The organism is Asaia prunellae JCM 25354 (assembly GCF_000613885.1).
Lineage (GTDB): Bacteria > Pseudomonadota > Alphaproteobacteria > Acetobacterales > Acetobacteraceae > Asaia > Asaia prunellae.
Map to the genome: position 1 here is coordinate 22,387 of NZ_BAJV01000010.1, position 18,727 is coordinate 41,113.

At 57.4% G+C, this 18,727-nt stretch carries 17 protein-coding genes, 1 tRNA gene and 3 pseudogenes; 4 read left to right on the plus strand and 17 right to left on the minus strand.

The annotated features are described in order from the left end of the window. The first annotated feature begins 256 nt into the window (after positions 1-256). Positions 257-988 (plus strand): SDR family NAD(P)-dependent oxidoreductase, encoded by a 732-nt coding sequence (locus JCM25354_RS09565; RefSeq protein WP_025885851.1) that lies wholly within the window; start codon positions 257-259, stop codon positions 986-988. Positions 989-1,113: 125 nt separating this feature from the next. Here the strand turns inward: JCM25354_RS09565 and JCM25354_RS09570 are convergent. From JCM25354_RS09570 to hisG, 9 genes and pseudogenes are all read right to left on the minus strand, one after another. After that, positions 1,114-1,189, minus strand: a tRNA-Phe gene (locus JCM25354_RS09570). 28 nt (positions 1,190-1,217) lie between these two features. After that, positions 1,218-1,403, minus strand: coding sequence for a DNA gyrase inhibitor YacG (locus JCM25354_RS09575; protein WP_025885852.1), 186 nt, complete (start codon positions 1,401-1,403; stop codon positions 1,218-1,220). After that, entirely contained in the window at positions 1,400-1,561 is a 162-nt protein-coding gene (locus JCM25354_RS22535) for a hypothetical protein (RefSeq protein WP_243444006.1), read from the minus strand. Before JCM25354_RS22535 ends, JCM25354_RS09575 begins: the two co-directional genes overlap by 4 nt. A 29-nt stretch (positions 1,562-1,590) precedes the next feature. Beyond that, positions 1,591-2,070, minus strand: a complete 480-nt coding sequence (locus JCM25354_RS22540; RefSeq protein WP_243444007.1) for a ribonuclease E/G — start codon at positions 2,068-2,070, stop codon at positions 1,591-1,593. Next, on the minus strand, positions 2,046-2,474 hold the full coding sequence (locus tag JCM25354_RS22545) for a S1 domain-containing protein (RefSeq protein WP_243444008.1): 429 nt from the start codon (positions 2,472-2,474) through the stop codon (positions 2,046-2,048). Before JCM25354_RS22545 ends, JCM25354_RS22540 begins: the two co-directional genes overlap by 25 nt. Then, entirely contained in the window at positions 2,471-3,079 is a 609-nt protein-coding gene (locus tag JCM25354_RS09585) for a Maf family protein (protein WP_025885853.1), read from the minus strand. Before JCM25354_RS09585 ends, JCM25354_RS22545 begins: the two co-directional genes overlap by 4 nt. Before the next feature lie 10 nt (positions 3,080-3,089). Further along, positions 3,090-3,308, minus strand: coding sequence for a translation initiation factor IF-1 (gene infA, locus JCM25354_RS09590; protein ID WP_023979930.1), 219 nt, complete (start codon positions 3,306-3,308; stop codon positions 3,090-3,092). Between the two features lie 143 nt (positions 3,309-3,451). Continuing rightward, positions 3,452-4,758: pseudogene (gene hisD / locus JCM25354_RS18005) on the minus strand (histidinol dehydrogenase). Further along, positions 4,755-5,462 carry an ATP phosphoribosyltransferase gene (hisG, locus tag JCM25354_RS18010; protein WP_035447328.1) on the minus strand — a complete coding sequence of 236 codons (708 nt, stop codon included), beginning with the start codon at positions 5,460-5,462 and terminating at the stop codon, positions 4,755-4,757. The pseudogene hisD and the gene hisG overlap by 4 nt, the downstream one beginning before the upstream one ends. A 194-nt stretch (positions 5,463-5,656) precedes the next feature. On the opposite strand from hisG, the gene JCM25354_RS09605 reads away from it, so the two are divergent. After that, positions 5,657-6,526: an aldo/keto reductase gene (locus tag JCM25354_RS09605; protein ID WP_025885854.1), complete on the plus strand. Its 870-nt coding sequence runs from the start codon at positions 5,657-5,659 to the stop codon at positions 6,524-6,526. Positions 6,527-6,589: 63 nt separating this feature from the next. Next, positions 6,590-7,063 (plus strand): hypothetical protein, encoded by a 474-nt coding sequence (locus JCM25354_RS22550; protein ID WP_148301467.1) that lies wholly within the window; start codon positions 6,590-6,592, stop codon positions 7,061-7,063. A gap of 9 nt (positions 7,064-7,072) precedes the next feature. Here JCM25354_RS22550 and JCM25354_RS09615 read toward each other — a convergent pair whose 3' ends face one another. Beyond that, complete coding sequence (locus JCM25354_RS09615) at positions 7,073-8,572, minus strand: replicative DNA helicase (RefSeq protein WP_035447331.1); 1,500 nt, start codon at positions 8,570-8,572, stop codon at positions 7,073-7,075. A gap of 124 nt (positions 8,573-8,696) precedes the next feature. Here JCM25354_RS09615 and JCM25354_RS09620 point away from each other — a divergent pair, with 124 nt between their 5' ends. Next, a complete protein-coding gene (locus JCM25354_RS09620) occupies positions 8,697-9,416 on the plus strand; it encodes an MgtC/SapB family protein (protein WP_025885857.1) in 720 nt (239 codons plus the stop codon). 90 nt (positions 9,417-9,506) lie between these two features. On the opposite strand, the gene JCM25354_RS23835 is transcribed toward JCM25354_RS09620, so the two are convergent. From JCM25354_RS23835 to JCM25354_RS09650, 7 genes and pseudogenes are all read right to left on the minus strand, one after another. Next, positions 9,507-9,974, minus strand: a complete 468-nt coding sequence (locus JCM25354_RS23835; RefSeq protein ID WP_456303685.1) for a lyase family protein — start codon at positions 9,972-9,974, stop codon at positions 9,507-9,509. Next, positions 9,948-10,915, minus strand: a pseudogene (locus JCM25354_RS18015) (aspartate ammonia-lyase); the annotation flags it as partial. The pseudogene JCM25354_RS18015 and the gene JCM25354_RS23835, both read right to left, overlap by 27 nt. Positions 10,916-11,480: 565 nt before the next feature. Next, positions 11,481-12,257: a L,D-transpeptidase gene (locus JCM25354_RS22555; protein ID WP_408734990.1), complete on the minus strand. Its 777-nt coding sequence runs from the start codon at positions 12,255-12,257 to the stop codon at positions 11,481-11,483. Positions 12,258-12,331: 74 nt separating this feature from the next. After that, positions 12,332-12,469, minus strand: a complete 138-nt coding sequence (locus JCM25354_RS22560; RefSeq protein WP_243444009.1) for a hypothetical protein — start codon at positions 12,467-12,469, stop codon at positions 12,332-12,334. Positions 12,470-12,511: 42 nt separating this feature from the next. Further along, the gene (locus JCM25354_RS09640) at positions 12,512-14,497 is read right to left on the minus strand and encodes a S9 family peptidase (RefSeq protein WP_025885859.1); all 1,986 of its coding nucleotides are present in this window, start codon (positions 14,495-14,497) and stop codon (positions 12,512-12,514) included. Positions 14,498-14,506: 9 nt separating this feature from the next. Next, positions 14,507-17,814 (minus strand): annotated as a pseudogene (locus JCM25354_RS18025) (efflux RND transporter permease subunit). Between the two features lie 80 nt (positions 17,815-17,894). After that, entirely contained in the window at positions 17,895-18,725 is an 831-nt protein-coding gene (locus JCM25354_RS09650) for an SDR family NAD(P)-dependent oxidoreductase (protein ID WP_025885860.1), read from the minus strand. Between the last annotated feature and the right edge of the window lie 2 nt (positions 18,726-18,727).

The window sequence follows — 18,727 nt, forward strand, 5'->3', positions numbered from 1 at the left end:
AGAAGAAAGATATCCGACTTCTGTATCGTGTATGGCGCGAACAGATCGGAAGGCTCGAAGGCAGGACGATCCGCTTCACGGTTTCGCAGAGGCGTCAGATGCTGAGAGATTTCTGCAATAACTGCAGGGTTCTCGATCGCTCATGCGGCCTGCCGCAGGCCTGAGCGATGCTTGAATTCATGCTCGTGTCTGACGCGATCAAATTTCTGGGGCTCAACGCCTTTTTTGCCATTTTCCAGAACAGGGAAACAGATTGATGACTGCAAAAATTGCCATCGTAACCGGCGCAAGCCGCGGTATTGGTGCTGGTATCGCCCGCCAGCTGGCCAGCGAAGGCTATGATATTGCCTTCTCCTACCCGCGTGACGCGGCGAGTGCGCAGGACACGATCCGTGCCGTCGAGGCTCTCGGGCGTCGCGCACTGGCAGTCCAGGCTGACGGCAGCACGGTTGAAGGTAACGAGAAGATCGTCGCGGAAACAATTCGCGCTTTTGGCCGCCTTGATGTGCTGGTCTGCAATGCGGGGATGTATCCCAAGGGGACGATCGACGATATCACGCCTGAAGTTATCGAAGCCGGCCTCAATCTCAATGTGCGCGGCCCGATGATCGAAACCATGTGTGCCGTGAAGCACATGCAGAGCGGCGGCCGTATCATTCTTATGGGTTCATCATTCGGAGGTCGTGCTCCACTGCCGGGTCTGTCGCTCTATTCCAGCACCAAGGCCGCATTGCGTGGTTTTGCCCAGGGTGTGGCGCGTGATCTTGGCAATCGTGGCATCACGATCAATGTTGTCGAACCGGGCCCGGTGAATACCGCCATGAACCCGTCCGACACTGATGCAGCGAAGGTGCTTGCCAGCTTTGTCGCGACCGGCGCCTATGGCGAGATCGAAGACATCGTCAACGTGGTATCGTTCCTGGTCAATGAGCGTTCAAGCTACATCACCGGCTCGGCTCTGGCTGTCGATGGTGGTCTGCTGGCCTGATACAGGCAGAGAATATCGCATCAAACCAAATGATTGGTTTTTCCGGCGTTCCAGACTCATCGGGTCTGGGACGCCGAACTGCGTCAGCTTGCAGAATACAAGATTACGGATTTTCAGGGAGAAAGTGGTGCCCAAGACCGGGATCGAACCAGTGACACTGCGATTTTCAGTCGCATGCTCTACCAACTGAGCTACTTGGGCACCGTCACCAAGCGGTGTGAGAGGGGGTTTACTCTAACCCGTCACGCTGATCAAGCGGGGGAAAGACGATTTTTTCCTCATCATCCCCGGTCGAGGCCGGAATGCTGTAGCTCTCATTGAACCAGCGGCCGAGATCGATATCAGCGCAACGCTTGCTGCAGAACGGGCGAAACGCTGTCTCTGTCGGGCGCTTGCAGATGGGGCAGAGGCTCATGGCGTGAAACTCCAATAGGCATCCGGGTAGTCAGGCATCATTGTCAGAGTAAGAGGCGCTCCCCAGCAGAGCGCGAAGTGCGACAGTGCCTCGCGCTCAGTTTCCAGCGCCCTTACAACGGCCAAAGAGGCGCGGAGTACGGGATTTCCGCCTGCCATTACACTACCTTTGTCGCGCAGGATCTGTCTCAAAGCAGAAAGCCCGCGCCCGCCGGGGCTGGAAAGTGCTTCATGCAAAGGTGCACGTCCTCTGGTGCGGACGACTTCCAGCAGACCCAGGGCCGTCGCTCCGAGCATTCTGGCTGCATCGGGTCATCGGCCAGGGCCGTTGCCAGAAAGGCGCCAAGTGCAGGGCGCTTGCGCAGGGGCACCCCCGCTGGGTCTATGAGAATGGCACCGCTCAGATTACGCAGACGGATCTCACGTGACAGAGCTACAAAACCATGGCGATTGGCCGCGAACCCGTCCATCTGGCGACGCTGGTCCGGAGAAGGGTCGTCCAGGTCAATGGCGGTCAGGGCCGGTGTCGGTGTGATGGTGGCGCGTAATCCGTTCGGCAGAGAGGCCTGTGGGGTGGAAAGCTCGTCGCATAAGGCTTCGAGAACGGTATCGAAAGCCTGGCTGACACGCTCGATACGAGGCCTTAGCGCCGCTGGAATCTGCGCCATGAGGCAGGATCGTCACAGCACAGGGCAAGATCCGGGTAACGTGCTGCAATTTCCTCAAGTGGCGTAGGACCACGCGAGACAAGTTGTGGGATATTGCCTTCGGGTGAATGGCCGGTAAGCGGTTTGAGGCGTAATCCTTTGCCGTTCTGTGCACTGCGCGTTACACGGGCGGCGACCAGAGCGCCCTCCTGATGTGTGCCGGTCAGAAAGCCGGTGCTATGATCAAAGAGTGTGACAAAAGCACCACCAAGTGCCGGGGCGGCCTTTTGCACCCTGACCAGATGAATGTCGCCATAGCCATCGGGCATACCGGGGCGCCAGAGGCCGAAGTCGAGCAGATCATCACCGTCGCAGACAGCAATACGCGCCTCGCCCGGTGACCAGGCGATACGGCACTCTTTCATGCCAGAAAGCGGAAGGACTGACCGCGCAGCATCTGGGCGGTCTCGAACAGCGGCAAGCCGATTACGGCTGAGGGACTGCCGCCTACATACCGTATGACCGAGGCTGCCGCGCCCTGAAGCGCATAGCCGCCTGCCTTGCCTTGCCAGTCACCCTGGTCGAGCAGGGCGGTAATCTGACAGTCGGTCAGACGTGAGAAGGTTACGTCGGTTTCGACCAGACGCTCGACATGGCGCCCTTCTGCCCAGGCAGGGCTTGGCGTAACGCAGACCGCAGTGAGGACAGTATGGCGTCGCCCGGAAAGCAGACGCAGGCAGCGTTCTGCCGTTGCGCGGTCTTCAGCCTTGGGCAGGATTCGCCTACCGACAGCAACGAGTGTGTCAGCTGCCAGAACCAGAGCGGACCCTGTTGTCCGGGCGGCGATCGCTTTGGCCTTCATCCGGGCCAGACGCGCCACGCAAAGTCGTGGCGTTTCATTCTGGCGCGGTGATTCATCCAGATCGGCAGCGTCGATACGATCGGGAACGAGCCCGATCTGGCGCAGGAGATCGATCCGCCGGGGCGATGCCGAAGCGAGGATCAGTTCCGGCCTGATGCCGTCCGTCATGAAAACGCTCTTACTTGAAGCGGAAGGTAATGCGGCCCTTTGACAGGTCGTATGGGGTCATTTCAACGTTGACGCGGTCACCTGCCAGAACGCGAATACGGTTCTTGCGCATCTTGCCGCTTGTATGAGCGAGAATCGTGTGTTCGTTGTCGAGGGTCACGCGGAACATGGCATTGGGCAGCAGCTCAGTAACAGTGCCACTGAATTCGATCATGTCTTCTTTTGACATTGGGGTCCTTGTCGGGATTGAAGCTGAAACACGCAGGAGGAGGGGCCACACAAGCCCCCGGCAGAAAATTCTGCCGCGTATGTGCTGGCTGCAGGCCGTTACGTCAAGTTTCTTGCTGATTTATTGGGGTGAAAAGGGCCAGATCACCCCTGATTCCACCCCAATGCATCGAGTCGGGCCGAAAGGCTGAGCGCGTGGGCTCCAAGTCCTTCGGCCCGGGCAAGGGCGACCCCGGCAGGGCCAACCGCGCGCAAACCGTTTTCATCTGTGGCGATCGAGGTCGTCCGTTTGAGGAAGTCAAAAACTGACAGCCCCGATGCGAACCGCGCCGTGCGGCTGGTAGGCAGAACGTGGTTCGGCCCGCCAACATAATCGCCCACGGCTTCCGGACAGTTGCGCCCGAGGAACATGGCCCCTGCGTGGCGAATCTTCGTCGCAAAGGTTTCCGGGTCGTCGAGCATTACTTCCAGATGTTCCGAGGCAAAACGATTGGCGATCCGCGCGGCTTCCTCCCAGTCACGTACAATCACGACTGCGCCATGATCGGCCCAGGATTTGCCCGCGATAGCGGCACGCGGCAGGGTCAGAAGCTCGTTTTCGAGCGCCTTGACCACAGTCCTAGCAAAGGCGGGATCATCCGTGATCAGTACGGCCTGTGCAAGCTCGTCATGCTCGGCCTGAGCCAGAAGATCAAGCGCGACAAAGCGTGGCTCATTGCGATTGTCAGCTACGACGACGACTTCGGATGGGCCTGCAATCGAGTCGATGCCGACATGGCCGAAGACCTGACGCTTGGCTTCGGCTACATAGGCATTGCCCGGCCCGACAATACGATCGACCGGCGGGATGCTTGCCGTGCCATAGGCGAGGGCGGCCACGGCCTGGGCACCACCGACACGATAGATTTCGTTCACGCCACAGACCCGTGCGGCCGCAAGAACCAGTGGGTTGAGGACGCCATCGGGGCAGGGCACGCACATGGCGATACGCTCGACACCTGCCACGCGCGCGGGCAGGGCGTTCATCAGTACGGACGAGGGATAGCCGCCTTGCCGCCCGGCACATAGAGTCCGACAGCATCAAGTGATGTCCAGCGCATACCAAGCGTCAGCCCGGCATCGTCAGTATAGGAAAGGTTGGAAGGCAGCTGTGCCCGGTGAAAGGCCTCGATACGTGTGGCGGCGAGGGTGAGCGCTTCCATGAGGTCCGCATCGACCCTGTCGGCTTCACGGGCAATCTCGGCTTCGGAAATACGAAGGGTGTCTGCTGTCAGATCCAGTCTGTCGAAACGCGATGTATAGTTACAAAGCGCGGTGTCGCCCTGGCTGCGTATGGCAGCAATAATGTCGCGTACGGGTGTACTGACACTGGTTTCGACCGCACTGCGATCGGCAAGCAGGCTGCCGAGGCGGGTTTCAAAATCATCGTCACTGCTCTGGAGCCATTTCATGCGGCATTCTCCTGCAGGGCGTTGCGGAAGCGTTCGATCAGGGCGCGAATGGCCTCAGGTCGGGTCTTCAGGGCAACACGATTGACAATCAGGCGGCTCGTGACATGGGCGATCACATCAGTCTCGCGCAGGCCATTGGCCTTGAGTGTCGAGCCGGTATCAACGAGATCCACAATCACGCTGGCCATATCAAGTGTTGGTGCCAGTTCCATGGCACCATGCAGATGGACGATCTCGGCGTTGACCCCCCTGGCAGCAAAATGACGCCGCGTGATTGTCGGATATTTGGTGGCGACGCGAATATGCGAGCTCGCAGCCGTGGTGTCATGGGTGCCTTCGCCAACGGGTCGGGCGATGGAAATGCGGCAGCCACCTATGCCCAGATCGAGTGGGGCATAGATATCGGGATAATCGAATTCCATGAGCACATCGGCACCGCAGACACCGATCTGTGCGCCGCCATGGGCCACGAAGGTCGCGACATCGAAAGAGCGGACGCGCACCACATCGATATTAGGGTCGAGGGTAGGGAAACGCAGGCTGCGCGTGCCTTCGCCGATCGCACTCCCGTCCTCGAACAGGCCGGTACGTTCCAGAACGGGGCCAAGGGCCTTCAGGATACGGCCTTTCGGCAGCGCCAGAATAAGGGGCGCGTCCACAGGTTCGGACGGGGAGCGGGACAGGGATTCGGCTGCAGCGATCATGACGCTCTGTTCCTAACACAGAGTTTCCCGCCCAAGAACCATGGGCGCAAAGAGTTTTTGCATGAATGTCTGCCGCGTGACGTGTCGGTCTCGTTAGGGTGAAGAGCTGTTTTCGGTCTTTTATTGCAACCCGGTGCGGGTGAGACCGCTTGATTGATTATCAAGCCCCATGCAGGTGACAGGAGAACTGAGGCATGTCTCGCAGCACATTCACACCAGATCTGGAATCCGCCACATCACGCGCAGATGAGCAGCAACTTCATATTGCGCTGAACGACGGCACGCGGATACCGCAACTCGGTCTCGGCGTTTACAAGACGCCTGCCGATGAGACGGCGGAAATTGTGCGCTATGCGGCCAAGGCCGGCTATCAGATGGTCGATACGGCCGCGTTTTATGGCAATGAAAGTGGCGTTGGCGATGCGCTGCAGGATTTTCCCGACCTCTACGCCGTTACCAAACTCTGGACGCAGGACATGGGCTATGACAAGGCCATGCGTGCGTTTGACGAAAGTGCACGCAAGCTGCGTCGTGAAGTCATCGATCTGTATCTGATCCACTGGCCCATGCCGAAATCGGGGCTGGCAGTGGAAAGCTGGAAAGCTCTGATCAAGCTCAAGAATGACGGTCGTATCCGCTCAATCGGTGTCTGTAATTTCCAGCAGGAACATCTGACGCAGCTCATTGAGGAAACCGGGGTAAAGCCGGTCCTCAACCAGATCGAGCTGCATCCGGCATTCCAGCAGAGAGAGTTGCGCGCCTTCAACGACTCTCTCGATATCCGCACCGAGGCCTGGAGCCCGCTCGGACAAGGCGGTGGTCTGGGCGGCGAGATCATTGCCGGTATCGCCGACAAACATGGCAAGACACCGGGTCAGATCGTTATCCGCTGGCATCTCGAACAGGGCAATATCGTCATTCCGAAATCAGCCAATCCAAAGCGGATTGATGAGAATCTCGGTGTATTCGACTTTCACCTTGATGACGACGACATGAAACGCATTGCGACCCTCGAACGTAAAGACGGACGTACCGGGCCGGATCCTTATACCGCTGATTTCTGATGGTAACAGGGCGTCATGAAAATTGACGCCCCTCCATGATTTTTCAGGTATAGAGTATTTTCTATGCTTGAAAAAACAATAGACAGAAAAGTATTGTTTTGTCTTCTGCTGTGCTTTCCGGCAGCAAGACATTCCTGTCTTGCTGCCGAAGCAGGGTATTTCCTGCTGCACTCCCGGCCCTCTATCTCCAGATCGCCCGCTGGCGAGACTGGAAAAAGCCGTCCTCTGACTACGGCTCCCCTTCTGCCCGGCGGCAAAGGCATCGATCTGAGTATCGCCGCCAAGGCCCCGCCCAAGGCGTTTGCCGAGCCCTCCATGCAATCCGTGTTACGCCGATTGGGCCCAATATCGGTTGAGCGGAGCCAGTCTTCACCTGTTGCCATGGAACACGGCATCACAACCGTTTTTGCCCTTCCGGTGACAGGCATTCCCGGTCTCGATCTCACTGCCAGTTTTTTCGCCGGTCATCGGGATACGCGTCTGGGTGCTCCTCCTGGATCGGCTGCGGTAACCGGTGGCATCAGATGGCGCTGGTAAAGAACACGCTCAGACGTCGTGCACCGTGTCCAGATCGCCGAAGCGGGTGAATTCGCCTTCGAAGAAAAGCGAGATGGTGCCGGTTGGTCCGTGACGCTGCTTTTCCAGAATCAGCTCGGCCTTGTTATGTACGAGTGCCATCTTGCGTTGCCACTCCTCCATGGCGACCTGATATTTGTCCATGCTTTCATAGGCGCTGTCCTTGGGCATGCGCTGTTGCAGGTAATACTCGTCACGATAGACGAACATCACGGCGTCGGCGTCCTGCTCGATCGAGCCGGATTCACGCAGATCCGAAAGCATGGGGCGTTTGTCTTCGCGTGATTCCACCTGACGGGAGAGCTGGGAGAGCGCGATCACCGGTACTGAAAGTTCCTTGGCGATGGCTTTGAGCCCCTGTGTAATCATCGAGATTTCCAGCACGCGACTTTCCGGCTTGGTGCCGATGGCAGGACGCATGAGCTGAAGGTAATCGACCACCACAAGGCTCAGTCCCTTGGTGCGGGCCAGACGGCGGCAGCGTGTACGCATGGCCGAGAGCGAGATGGCAGGCGTGTCGTCAATATGAAGCGGCAGTTCTGACAACTCGCGCGATACACGGACGAAACGGTCGAATTCGCGCTGGCCGATATCGCCACGACGGATTTTTTCACCTGAGACTTCCGATTGTTCCGACAGGATTCGAGTGGCGAGTTGTTCGGCTGACATTTCGAGTGAAAAGATCGCTACAGCGCCACGAGGCTTCGTGCCCTTGTCCTCTGCCTCGCGCATCAGTGCCTGAGCCGCAGAGAATGCGATCTTGGTGGCAAGTGCGGTTTTACCCATGGCTGGGCGTCCGGCAAGGATCAGCAGATCTGACGGATGCAACCCACCTGTTTTCTTGTCGAAGTCGCGCAGGCCCGATGTCAGACCGCTGACATCCCCAGTGCGCTGGAATGCCTGCTCTGCCACTTGCAAGGCACCGGTCAGGGCGCGTTCGAACGTGACGAAACCGCCATCCTGGCCTTTATCCGTAGCCAGTTTGAAAAGCGTTTCCTCGGCTGCTGCAATCTGGTCGCCACCTTCCAGGTCGGCACGGGCGCCATAGGCATTGTTGACGACCGTCTCACCGATTTCGATCAGCTGACGCCTGATCCATGCATCATGAATGGCGCGGCCGTAATCCCCGGCATTGACGATGCCCACCATGGCCATAAGCAGTTGGCCCAAATATTGCGGTCCCCCGACTTCATCCAGCAGACCCGAATGTTCGAATTCCGCGCGCATGGTGATGGGGTCGGCCAGCATGCCGCGATCGATGCGACGCGCGATGGCCTCGAAGATGCGCCCATGGAGTGGATCGGCAAAATGAGCGGCTACCAGGAAGTCCGAGACGCGTTCGTAGGCCTTGTTATTAGTCAGGAGTGCGCCAAGCAGCGCGCGTTCGGCTTCAGGATTGGCCGGAGGAGAGCGACGCAGCAATGCGGTCAGGCCATCATCGGCCGCGGAGGATTTGGATATATCGGTCATGGTCACAGCGTCCTCTATCATGGGCGCGGGCGATTCGAGCAAGCAAGAGGCAGTTGCAGCAGGTGTGAGTGGGGAATACTCCTGATGCTCTTGCAGGACGTTGTTTTCGGAGGGGTGGCATATCATGCAGACAGCGGGTCTGTTCTCACATATTCCCGGTGAGGGGTTGCTTCAGCTGCAGGAGCTGGGACTCGCTTTCTTCCTCTCTGCTCTGGTCGGGCTCGAGCGGGAATACAGACAGAAGGCTGCCGGGTTTCGTACCTATACGCTGGTTGGTGTTTCAGCGGCCTTGTTCATGCTGATTTCGAAATACGGTTTTGATGATGTGCTTTCAGCAGGGCGCGTCGTCGTTGATCCTTCTCGCGTCGCGGCGCAGATCGTGTCGGGTCTCGGTTTTATCGGTGGCGGCGTTATTTTCATGCGGCGCGATACCGTGCGTGGACTGACAACAGCGGCTTCGGTGTGGCTTACAGCAGCGATCGGAATGGCATGCGGTGCAGGCATGACCATCGTGGCCTTACTGACGACGCTTGGCTATCTCGCCATCATGTTTCTTACTCCTGGCTGGCTGCGACGCATGCCGCGTGCCTCGCGGGAGGGCTTCAAGATCAGTGCGAAAGGTGATGCCAGAAGTAATTTTGTTGATCATGCCTGTACTGTTCTGACGAGACTTGGCTTTACACTTGGTCATGTTTCCCAGGAGCGCCAGAACGACAGCGAAGCATTGTTGTTTACGGTCCATGTGCACGGCACGAAAGCCCCGGAGGAGGTTGTCACGGCCCTGATGCGTCTTCCCGGGGTCCAGGCTGCCTGGAGCGAGAAATCAGATGAATCGCTCGATTGAGACAGATTTTGCGAAGATGCTGTCCTGTCCCATGAAAGAAACGCATTCCTTTCATGGGTGATGTGGAGCGTGATGATGCTCTGATGGACGTCAGACCGGTTCTGCCTTGTGCAGATGGCAAAGCCCTTCGGGAGAAAGAATCTTGACGAGTGTCTCTTCCGGTACGAGCTTGCGCTCACGTACGATCTCGATCACGCCTCGCCCTGAGTGATGCGCCTCCAGAGCGATGGCAGTAGCGGTCTCGTAGCCGATATACGGGTTAAGCACTGTCACAAGCCCGATCGAGTGCGTCACGATGGCTTCCAGCTGGGCCTTGTTGGCGGTGATGCCACGAATGCAGCGCGATTCAAGGGTAAGGCAAGCTGCGTGAAGATGGGTCAGGCTCTTGAACAGGCTGTGAGCAATGATCGGTTCAAAGGCGTTGAGCTGCAGCTGACCTGCTTCGGCTGCCATGGTCACGGTAAGATCATTGCCGATTACCTCGAAAGCCACCTGATTGACGACTTCGGGAATGACGGGGTTGATCTTGCCCGGCATGATTGACGAGCCGGATTGCATTGGAGGCAGGTTGATCTCGTTCAGCCCGGCGCGTGGACCTGAGGAAAGCAGACGCAGGTCATTGCAGATTTTCGACAGTTTGACAGCAAAGCGTTTGAGAACGCCCGACATCTGAACAAAAGCACCGCAATCCTGTGTCGCCTCGATGAGATCGCTGGCGGTCAGGAGATGCAGATTCGTGATCTGGTTGAGATGTGCACAGACCGTATTGGCAAAATCAGGGTGGCTGGCAATCCGTGTGCCGATGGCTGTACCGCCCAGATTGATTTCCTTGATCAGAAGAATGGCCTCGTTGAGGCGCTTCTGATCCTCGTCAAGCATGACAGCATAGGTCTGGAACTCCTGACCCAGAGTCATGGGGACGGCATCCTGCAGCTGGGTACGGCCCATTTTCAGGATGTCATGAAATTCCCGCGCTTGGCGACAAAGGCCTTTTGCAGCACGCTCATGGCATCTGTCAGATGGTTGACACCATGAATGGCTGCAATGCGCAGGGCGGTTGGATACACGTCATTGGTGCTCTGCCCCATATTGACGTGATCAATGGGGTGGAGCGCAGTGTATTCGCCGCGTTGCCGACCCAGATGCTCAAGCGCGCGATTGGCGATTACCTCATTGGCATTCATGTTGGTCGAGGTACCGGCGCCACCCTGAATGACATCCACGACGAACTGGTCGTGCAGTTGTCCGCTCCGTATATCTTCGCAGGCAGCGATGATGGCGCTTGCCTTTGTAGCGTCGAGAAGCCCGAGATCCCTATTGCTCAGAGCTGCGGCTTGCTTGATGGCAGCAAGCGCATTGATGAGCTCGGGGTAACCGCTGATCCTGCGTCCTGTAATGGGAAAATTCTCGACGGCACGCAGCGTGTGAATGCCGTAATAGACAGCGCTCGGGACTTCACGAGTGCCAAGAAGATCGTGCTCGGTTCTGCTAGAGACCATAATTCAAGGTGCTCCCTTTCTTTCGCCGTAGAGGAAGCTACTGAAAGGTTTGAGGCAAGACCGGTAAGCTCCATAGGTTATGTCTTTTCACTGTAGGAGCCATGTGTTCTTTGCAGATGCATTTCAGAAAAGTATATTTTGCGAAATGAAAAAAGACCCTGATCCCTGACAGCGCAGGTCTTTTTGCTACAAGTCGCAGAAGTGCTCTTCACATTCTTTTTTTGTGTTCTGCGCATGATTTCATGACTGTCGCGCTGCATGACTTAAATCGAGACAGGTCAGGAAGCCTGTCCCATGTGCAGGTCGGACCATACTGAGGTAATCAGATCTCCAGTCAGAGACGGGGCTGGAAACAGTACACTGAGTTCAGTCTGTATATTGCGGAAGGCCAGAGGCACTCCTCCGGCATTCGTGCCCTTTGCCAACCGAGAACAGGGCTGCTCGCATTCTGTTTCGGTATCGACCAGGTACTCTCTTCGCCTGTAGCAGCGCACAGTGCAACGCAGGTCCTCGCGACCAGGCTCGTGGTTATTGCTCGGCTGCTAAAGGGTAAGAGGAGTACCTTTCATCCTTCGTGATGGCTGGCCAGCGGCTGCGCGCCGACAGTGGCGGAGGAAATGGCCTGTACGGCTTCGGCTGAGTCGACCACCACAAGCGCATCGCCTGCAATCGGACTTGGTGTCCGATCCTTGGGTAGAAGAGCCCGGAAGCGTCCATCATAGCTTGCCGCCTGCTCATACTGGACATCAAGCAGGCCGTTCTTGTCCATGAAGACGTTCATGGTAGCAGGAATACGGATACATCCTTCCGAGGCTGTGTGTCCGAGACGCTGTTCCAGGAAATCGGGGTCGGTTGCGTGAATCTCGAGGCGTATATCGCCTGTCTCGTGATCGGCGCGCCAGCCTTTGACGGCATTATGCCAGCCCATATCCCAGACACGCATTCCCTTTGCACCAATGCCGCGAATACCATTCTCGTTCTTTGTTCCGAGAGCTCGATATCCCAGTCGGTCAGGTGTGTTGATGAATACGCCTGTAGGCGTGATGTAATAGAATTTGCGTCCGGCCTGACCGGTGGAAACCGGTGTACCACCCAGGGTCTCCCAGTCTGCATTGCCTGGCATGGCAAGTACGAAGCACAGGCGTTGCACCTTGGGGTTGCGATCAACCACCATCAGGAGTTGTGGACGGTCGATGGGGGTTTTGGAGCTGGCGATGGCGGCCCGTGCAAGACGGATAAAGCGCTGGCGTATTTCCGGCGTGTAGGTTGTGAAACGTGAGACTGATTTCTTCATCTGTATCGTGAGACGACTTGCCTCAACACGCGCAGCAGCTTCGGACAAAACCGGCAAAGGCGGAATGATAACCGGTGCTGGAGCAGGCTGATCCTTGGGTGGGGCGGGCTGTGTCTGGGCGATTACCGGAGGTGCGGGGGCGCTTCGACCGTCTGTGCCTTGGCGCAGGCCGAGAGTACACAGCCGAGAATCAGCCCGGGAACAACCAGTCTGACCGGGGTTTGCAGGCCTGTGAATGATGCCCGATTCTTGTTCTTCATCTCGACTCCAAAGCTCCACAGGCCAAACGTTTCGGAACGCGCTCAGTTTGCCGGTTCGGGGCTTGCGCCTCGGGCATTCAGATAGCGGTCGAACCATACCAGCATACGCTTCTGGGCGTCGATTGCATGGTCACGCCCTCTCATGCCGTGTCCTTCACCGGGATAGATTACTAGGCTGGTCGGAATCCCGAGCGCGCGCAAGGCATGATAGAATTCAAGACTTTGTGCGGGCGGGCATTCGACATCATTGGCGCCGACATAGATAAAGGTCGGAGTTCTGACCTGTTTGATGAATGTGATCGGCGAGGAATGGGCATAGATAGCCGGATCATCATAGACTGTGGCCCCGAAGAAAGGCGGCATCCAGGCATCAATTCCGTTCTGACCGTAATAGGACTGCCAGTTGGCAATGCCACCACCCGCTGCTGCCGCCTTGAAACGATTTGTCTGTGTCACGATCCACATGGTCATGTACCCGCCATAGGAATAGCCGGTAATGCCAAGGCGGTTTTCATCGATAGCGGCTGTCTTTTCGAGCGCATCAATGCCGCGTTGCACGTCACGCAGATCGCCATGGCCAAAATCGCGTCTGTTTGCCATGGTAAAGGCCTCACCCTGACCGTAGCTGCCGCGCGGATTGGGCATGAACAGGTCGTAGCCCGCTTTCAGCAGCACGGCTGCGTCGCTGTTGGCTCTCAGAAAGCGCGGTGTCACGGCTGAAGAGGGTCCGCCATGAATCTCGGTAATCATCGGCACCTTGCCATTACGGGTCATGGAGGCCGGGCGCGAGAGCGGGGCGAGATGCCAGCCCTGTACCGAGAAACCGTCACTCGTCCAGCTGATGCTTTCGGCTTTTACCGGGGCTGAAAGCCCCTGGTTGAGATGGGTGACCTGCTGCCAGTCACCAATGCGTCCTGCCCAGACTTCCGGCGCTTTTGTGAAATTCTGACGAATGACAATGCTCTGGTCGCCCGCGCAGATAATCCGGGGTTCGCCCCCGCCATCCGACAGCAGATCATCAGAATTCACCATCAGCGGTGCCTTGTCATCAAGCGCCTGTATGGTTGTTTTCGGACTGGCAACGGATGAGGCAATAAGACGACCCTGGCACCAGCTCAATCCTGTGACCGTGGCTTTGCTGTTTTTCGTCAGTATGATGGGTGTCGCGTCTGGTCTGGTCAGGTCCAGTTGCAGGGCATCACCGCCGAAAAAACCGAAATCGCTCATCAGTCCGGCGACGAAGCTGACAGTTTTTCCATCAGGGGCCACAAGAGGCAGGCCGATCTGTTGGGACAGACCATGGGTATAAAGTATCTTCTCCTGCCCGTCCGCAAAGCGCGAGAGATGGGCCTGCCACCAATGCGCGTCGCCATTTCCTTTTGCGGCCGTGCCGATAAACGCCGGAGCGGGGCCGCTCTGCCAGTCATATTCATAGACATAGAGCCCGTCGGGTGATTGCCAGTGCAGGCCGTTCTTCTCGACCATGGCAATACGCTGTTCGTCTTCTTTGGCGTCGATCTCGCCTGTTTCAGGTGCGCCTGCCTGCAGGGCACCGGGGTCACGCCGCGCATTGGCAATCGCAAGAACAGCCAGCCCCCCTCTCGGGCCGTAGCGGAGATCCTGAAGCGAACCGGTGAATTTCAGCAGGGTTTCCGGATTTTTTCCTTCCCTCCCGACGCGCAGGATCTGACGGTTCTGCGTATTTTTTTGTCTGACGATAAAGGCGAGATGGGATCCGTCCGGGCTCCAGCTCGGGCTGGACGGAATGCAGTCGCTGCAGGGCATGGGAATGGTCATGGTCTTGCCGTCAGGCAGGCTGCGCAGAACAAGGGAAGGAACAGGGGTTTCGTCTGAGTCGGCCTGCTCGAGTGTGTCGAGTGTCGCAAGGGTGCGACCATCGGGAGAAAGCGCCGGTGCGCTGAACAGATGCAGAGGCGTTGCAGTCGCTCCCAAAGCCGGCGCAAGCAGGGGCGGCGTGAGCAGACTGGCACAAAGCAGAAAGGCCGGGCTGAGTGTTTTGAGAGACATGACGGATTTTCAGCTTTTCGAAGTAAATGGTTCTGCGAGTGGATTTGGCGGGGTGCGCCTGGGAAACAGGCGGTTCCACAGTCTTGTGCCAAAACGGCCGATGGCATCCATGTAAAGATAGATGACCGGGGTCGTATAGAGTGTGAGCAGCTGGCTGATGAGCATGCCACCAACGATGGCGATGCCCAGGGGACGGCGCATTTCAGAACCATAACCATGACCAACCATAAGCGGCACGGCGCCGAGTGCCGCCGCGAGTGTGGTCATGAGAATAGGCCTGAAGCGGGTCAGACACGCTTCGTAGATTGCCTCACGGGGCGTATGGCCCAGCTCTTTCTCGGCATAGAGCGCGAAATCGATCATCAGGATCGCGTTTTTCTTCACAATTCCGGTGAGTAGGATCATCCCGATCATCGCGATGAGGCTGAAGGATTCCCCTCCGATCCACAGACCGAGAATGGCCCCTATCCCGGCAGAAGGCAGGGTAGACAAAATGGTGAAGGGGTGGATCAGACTCTCGTAAAGCACGCCCAGAACAATATACATGGCAAAGAGCGCAGCCACGAAGGCCAGCAGCTCATTGACCAGCATGTCCCTGGTCTCGCCTGCAAGACCGGAAAACTCCCCTGTCAGACCAGGTGGTGCACCCATGTCCTGCAAGGTCTGTTCGATCAGTTTGCGCGCGTCTTCGTAGGTCTTGTCAGCAACCAGATCAAAACTGACAGCGGTCGAGGTCATGCCCTGCTGATGGTCTATCTCCATCGGGGTCGGTTCCATGACCAGATCGGCTACGTTGATGAGCGGAATCATTGTTTCGACCGAAGACGCAACAGCTGAACCGTTGGAGTTATTGCCTGTAATCTGGTTGGCAATGGCATTGCGCAGTGACGCCTCACTGAGCTGTGTGGCAGTCGAAGCCGAGCTGTCGCTCGTTGTTTTGACGCGGATCTGGTTGGAGCGTACAGCGCCTGCCGGTGTGCCTGAGGCGGTCGAGATCCAGGCACTGCGCAACTGTTCCGGGGATTCACGGTAGGCACGGGCGACTTCCATCACAACAGAATGGGTTGTGATATCGGTGTGAATACGTGAGGCCACGGTCTGGCCGTAGGCATCGTACAATACATTCCCGACCAGCTGCGGTGTAACCAGATAGCGTGCCTCGGTGTCCCGGCGCAATTTGACATGTACCGAAGCACCGTGGCCTTCGACATTGGTCGTGACCGAAGTCATCATCTTGTCTTTGCGCAACCTCGCCGCGAGACGTTGTACCCAGAGCTTGAGTTCGACGGGGTCCTGATCGCGCAGCACATAGCGATAGGCTCCATTACGATGCTGGCCACCGCCACCATTGGGATCGCCGGCAGAAAAGAACGATGTGCGCAATCCCGGCATGTCACCGAGTTTCTTGCGAATGCTGTCGACAATCTGAAGATCGGTGCGTGTACGGGTATGTTTGTCCGACAACCTTGCGAAAAGCTGGCCGTCGCTGCTGCTGTTGTTCCAGCTTGTGACTGATAATATGTCCGGGTCGGCTTTCATTACCTTGCCGACATAATGAATGCGCCTGGTGATTTCAGAAAACGACATCGTGTCGTCACCGCTGATCGATCCGCCAACAAGAGAGATATCCTGTCCCGGAATGCCGGTTTTGGGCATGAGTACAATCGAGCCGACAAGTACGATAAAGCTGATCGGCAAGGTGAGCGCGGTCAGGATATGGTGGCGCAGCGCAACACGCAGGGTGCGCCCGTAAATGGCAATGAGACCATCAAGCAGGAAATCAATCGTGCGCAGGACACGGTTGCGCAACCCCGGCCCGGTCGGCTCTTCATGTTCCACATCCAGCCAGTAAGCGCACATCATGGGGGTAAGGGTGAGGGACAGGACAAGCGAGATGAGCAGCGCCGACACGATGGTCATCGAGAATTCGTAGAAGATTGCGCCTACCTGTCCCGGAATGAACAGAAGGGGAATGAAGACCGCCACAAGCGAAGCGGTGATCGAAAGCACTGTGAAGCCTATCTCGGAGGAGCCTTTCAGGCTCGCACTCATGCGGTCCATACCGGCTTCCATGTGGCGGGCGATATTTTCCAGAACCACGATGGCGTCGTCGACTACGAAACCCACCGAAATGGTGAGCGCCATGAGCGACATGATGTCGAGGGTGAAATGCTGCCATTTCATCACGGCCAGTGTGCCGATCAGCGCGATGGGCACCGTGACGGCAGGAATGATGGTCGAGCGTAGGCGGCGCAGAAACACCAGAATGACACCGATCACGAGAATGATCGAGATGCCGAGTGTCAGCTGCGTATCGTCGAGTGAGGCGCGTATACTGGAGGAAAGATCAATGGCCGTATCCATCTCTACACCGGGTGGCAGAACCGCGCGCAGGGTAGCCATGCGCTCTTTCACGGCATCGACGATCTTGACCGTATTGGCTTTCGGCTGCCCGCGCACGATCAGGGTGATGGCCGGTTTGTTGTTGAAGTATCCAGCTTGGTACAGATCCTGAACGCTGTCGTTCACCTCGGCGACAGAGGAGAGTTTGATGGGGTTGATGTTGTTGCGATACCCGATGATCAGGTCGCGATACTGAGCGGCATTCTCGGCCTGATCGTTGGTCTCGAGCATGAGGCGCTGGCCGCCTGAATCGAGAAAGCCCTTGGGTGTGTTGGCATTGGCCGAGGCCAGGGCCTGACGTACGTCTTCAAAACCGATGCCCCACTTGTACAATGCGTAGGGGTTCACATCCACGCGCACCGCAGGTGCTGACGAACCCACAGCCTGAACGTGACCTACGCCCTTGATCTGCGCCAGAAGCGGTTTGACCCTGATCTGGGCAAGGTCGAACAGCTTTGGCAGCGTCATGACGTCCGAGGTCAGGGACAGCAGATAGACCGGCTGTGAGGTCGGATCATCTTTATAGGCATAGGGATCGCGATCGAGTGTGCCCTGGGGCAGGTCGGCCCGTGCTGCCCTGAGGGCGGCCTGAACATCGCGCAGAGCGCCATCGATATTGCGGGATTCTACAAAATCGATGCGGATATAGGCAAAGCTGTTTTCACTGTCTGATTCGATCAGTTTCACCCCGGCAATCTGGCGAGATAGCGCTCCAGAGGCGTTGTGACCGAGCTGACCATCTGTTCGGGGCTTGCGCCAGGCTGCTCGATTTCAACATTGATTGTTGAAGAGCCGATATCAGGCAGGCTCGCCACAGGCATCAGCGGATAGCAGATGGCGCCTGCTGCAAGGAGCGAAAGAGCGAGCAATATCGTCGCCACGGGACGCATGATGAAGAGACGACAGAAATTCATTTCGTCTCCATAGCAAAATTCCGGCCTGAATACGTAGCCCGGGCCGCTTCTTTCTTATTCTTTTCTCATTTCTTTTATCGCTACTGGTCGAGTCTCGGCATTGAACCGGGGCGTCCGGTTGGCTGGTGGATATAATAGGCTTCTGCCAGCCATATCGGCAGAACGTCCATAAAACGTGATCCCAGGACAAGCCATGCAGGGAAAATGATCCGTCTCCTGCGTCGTTTCAGGCCTCGCAGGATATGCGTAACTGCACGCTCGACACTCGAAAGACCGGGCATGGGGAAGCAGTTTTGTGCGACCATCGGAGTGTCAACAAAGCTGCAGCAGACACTGGAGAGATGAATTCCTGCCTTGCGGCTATAAGCACCGCTTGCCACCAGAAAGCGGTCAAGAGCTGCTTTCGAGGCGGAGTAGGAGGGAGTCCCGGGATAGGAAACAAGTCCAGCAACCGAGGCAATGGCGCAGATCTGCCCACGCTGGCGTGTGAGGTGGCCCGTTTTGCGCAGGGGCTGGGCGCGCATGCGCGTCATCATTGGCAGGATTGCATTGAGAGCGCCGTCGAGATTCACAGCCATCATGCGGCGGATCTGTTCAAGAGTCTCGAACGCCGCTCCATCCTTTTCACAGGCATCGACCCCACCCGTGACGCCTGCACAGACCAGCAGTAGATCGATCGGTCGATCTGCTGCCTGAGTGCACCATTGTGTCATGGCGTTCTGATCGGTCACATCCAGACAGGTCAGATGGGTTTCGGCGCCTTTCGCCTTGCAGGTTGCAGCGGTCTCGTCGAGTCCGCGTTGTTGACAGTCGGCGAGATGAAGCTGCCGGCCAGGGGCAGAAAGGGCAACAGCCAGAGCGCGCCCGATTCCGGAAGCCGCACCTGTGATGAAGATCGTCCCGTAAGTCATGC

Bases quoted from the DNA above. Each gene is read 5' to 3' on its own strand.
- JCM25354_RS09565 (WP_025885851.1), top strand. From the start codon at position 257: ATGACTGCAAAAATTGCCATCGTAACCGGCGCAAGCCGCGGTATTGGT.
- JCM25354_RS09575 (WP_025885852.1), bottom strand. From the start codon at position 1,403: ATGAGCCTCTGCCCCATCTGCAAGCGCCCGACAGAGACAGCGTTTCGC.
- JCM25354_RS22535 (WP_243444006.1), bottom strand. From the start codon at position 1,561: ATGGCAGGCGGAAATCCCGTACTCCGCGCCTCTTTGGCCGTTGTAAGG.
- JCM25354_RS22540 (WP_243444007.1), bottom strand. From the start codon at position 2,070: ATGGCGCAGATTCCAGCGGCGCTAAGGCCTCGTATCGAGCGTGTCAGC.
- JCM25354_RS22545 (WP_243444008.1), bottom strand. From the start codon at position 2,474: ATGAAAGAGTGCCGTATCGCCTGGTCACCGGGCGAGGCGCGTATTGCT.
- JCM25354_RS09585 (WP_025885853.1), bottom strand. From the start codon at position 3,079: ATGACGGACGGCATCAGGCCGGAACTGATCCTCGCTTCGGCATCGCCC.
- infA (WP_023979930.1), bottom strand. From the start codon at position 3,308: ATGTCAAAAGAAGACATGATCGAATTCAGTGGCACTGTTACTGAGCTG.
- hisG (WP_035447328.1), bottom strand. From the start codon at position 5,462: ATGATCGCTGCAGCCGAATCCCTGTCCCGCTCCCCGTCCGAACCTGTG.
- JCM25354_RS09605 (WP_025885854.1), top strand. From the start codon at position 5,657: ATGTCTCGCAGCACATTCACACCAGATCTGGAATCCGCCACATCACGC.
- JCM25354_RS22550 (WP_148301467.1), top strand. From the start codon at position 6,590: ATGCTTGAAAAAACAATAGACAGAAAAGTATTGTTTTGTCTTCTGCTG.
- JCM25354_RS09615 (WP_035447331.1), bottom strand. From the start codon at position 8,572: ATGACCGATATATCCAAATCCTCCGCGGCCGATGATGGCCTGACCGCA.
- JCM25354_RS09620 (WP_025885857.1), top strand. From the start codon at position 8,697: ATGCAGACAGCGGGTCTGTTCTCACATATTCCCGGTGAGGGGTTGCTT.
- JCM25354_RS23835 (WP_456303685.1), bottom strand. From the start codon at position 9,974: ATGCAATCCGGCTCGTCAATCATGCCGGGCAAGATCAACCCCGTCATT.
- JCM25354_RS22560 (WP_243444009.1), bottom strand. From the start codon at position 12,469: ATGAAGAACAAGAATCGGGCATCATTCACAGGCCTGCAAACCCCGGTC.
- JCM25354_RS09640 (WP_025885859.1), bottom strand. From the start codon at position 14,497: ATGTCTCTCAAAACACTCAGCCCGGCCTTTCTGCTTTGTGCCAGTCTG.
- JCM25354_RS09650 (WP_025885860.1), bottom strand. From the start codon at position 18,725: ATGACTTACGGGACGATCTTCATCACAGGTGCGGCTTCCGGAATCGGG.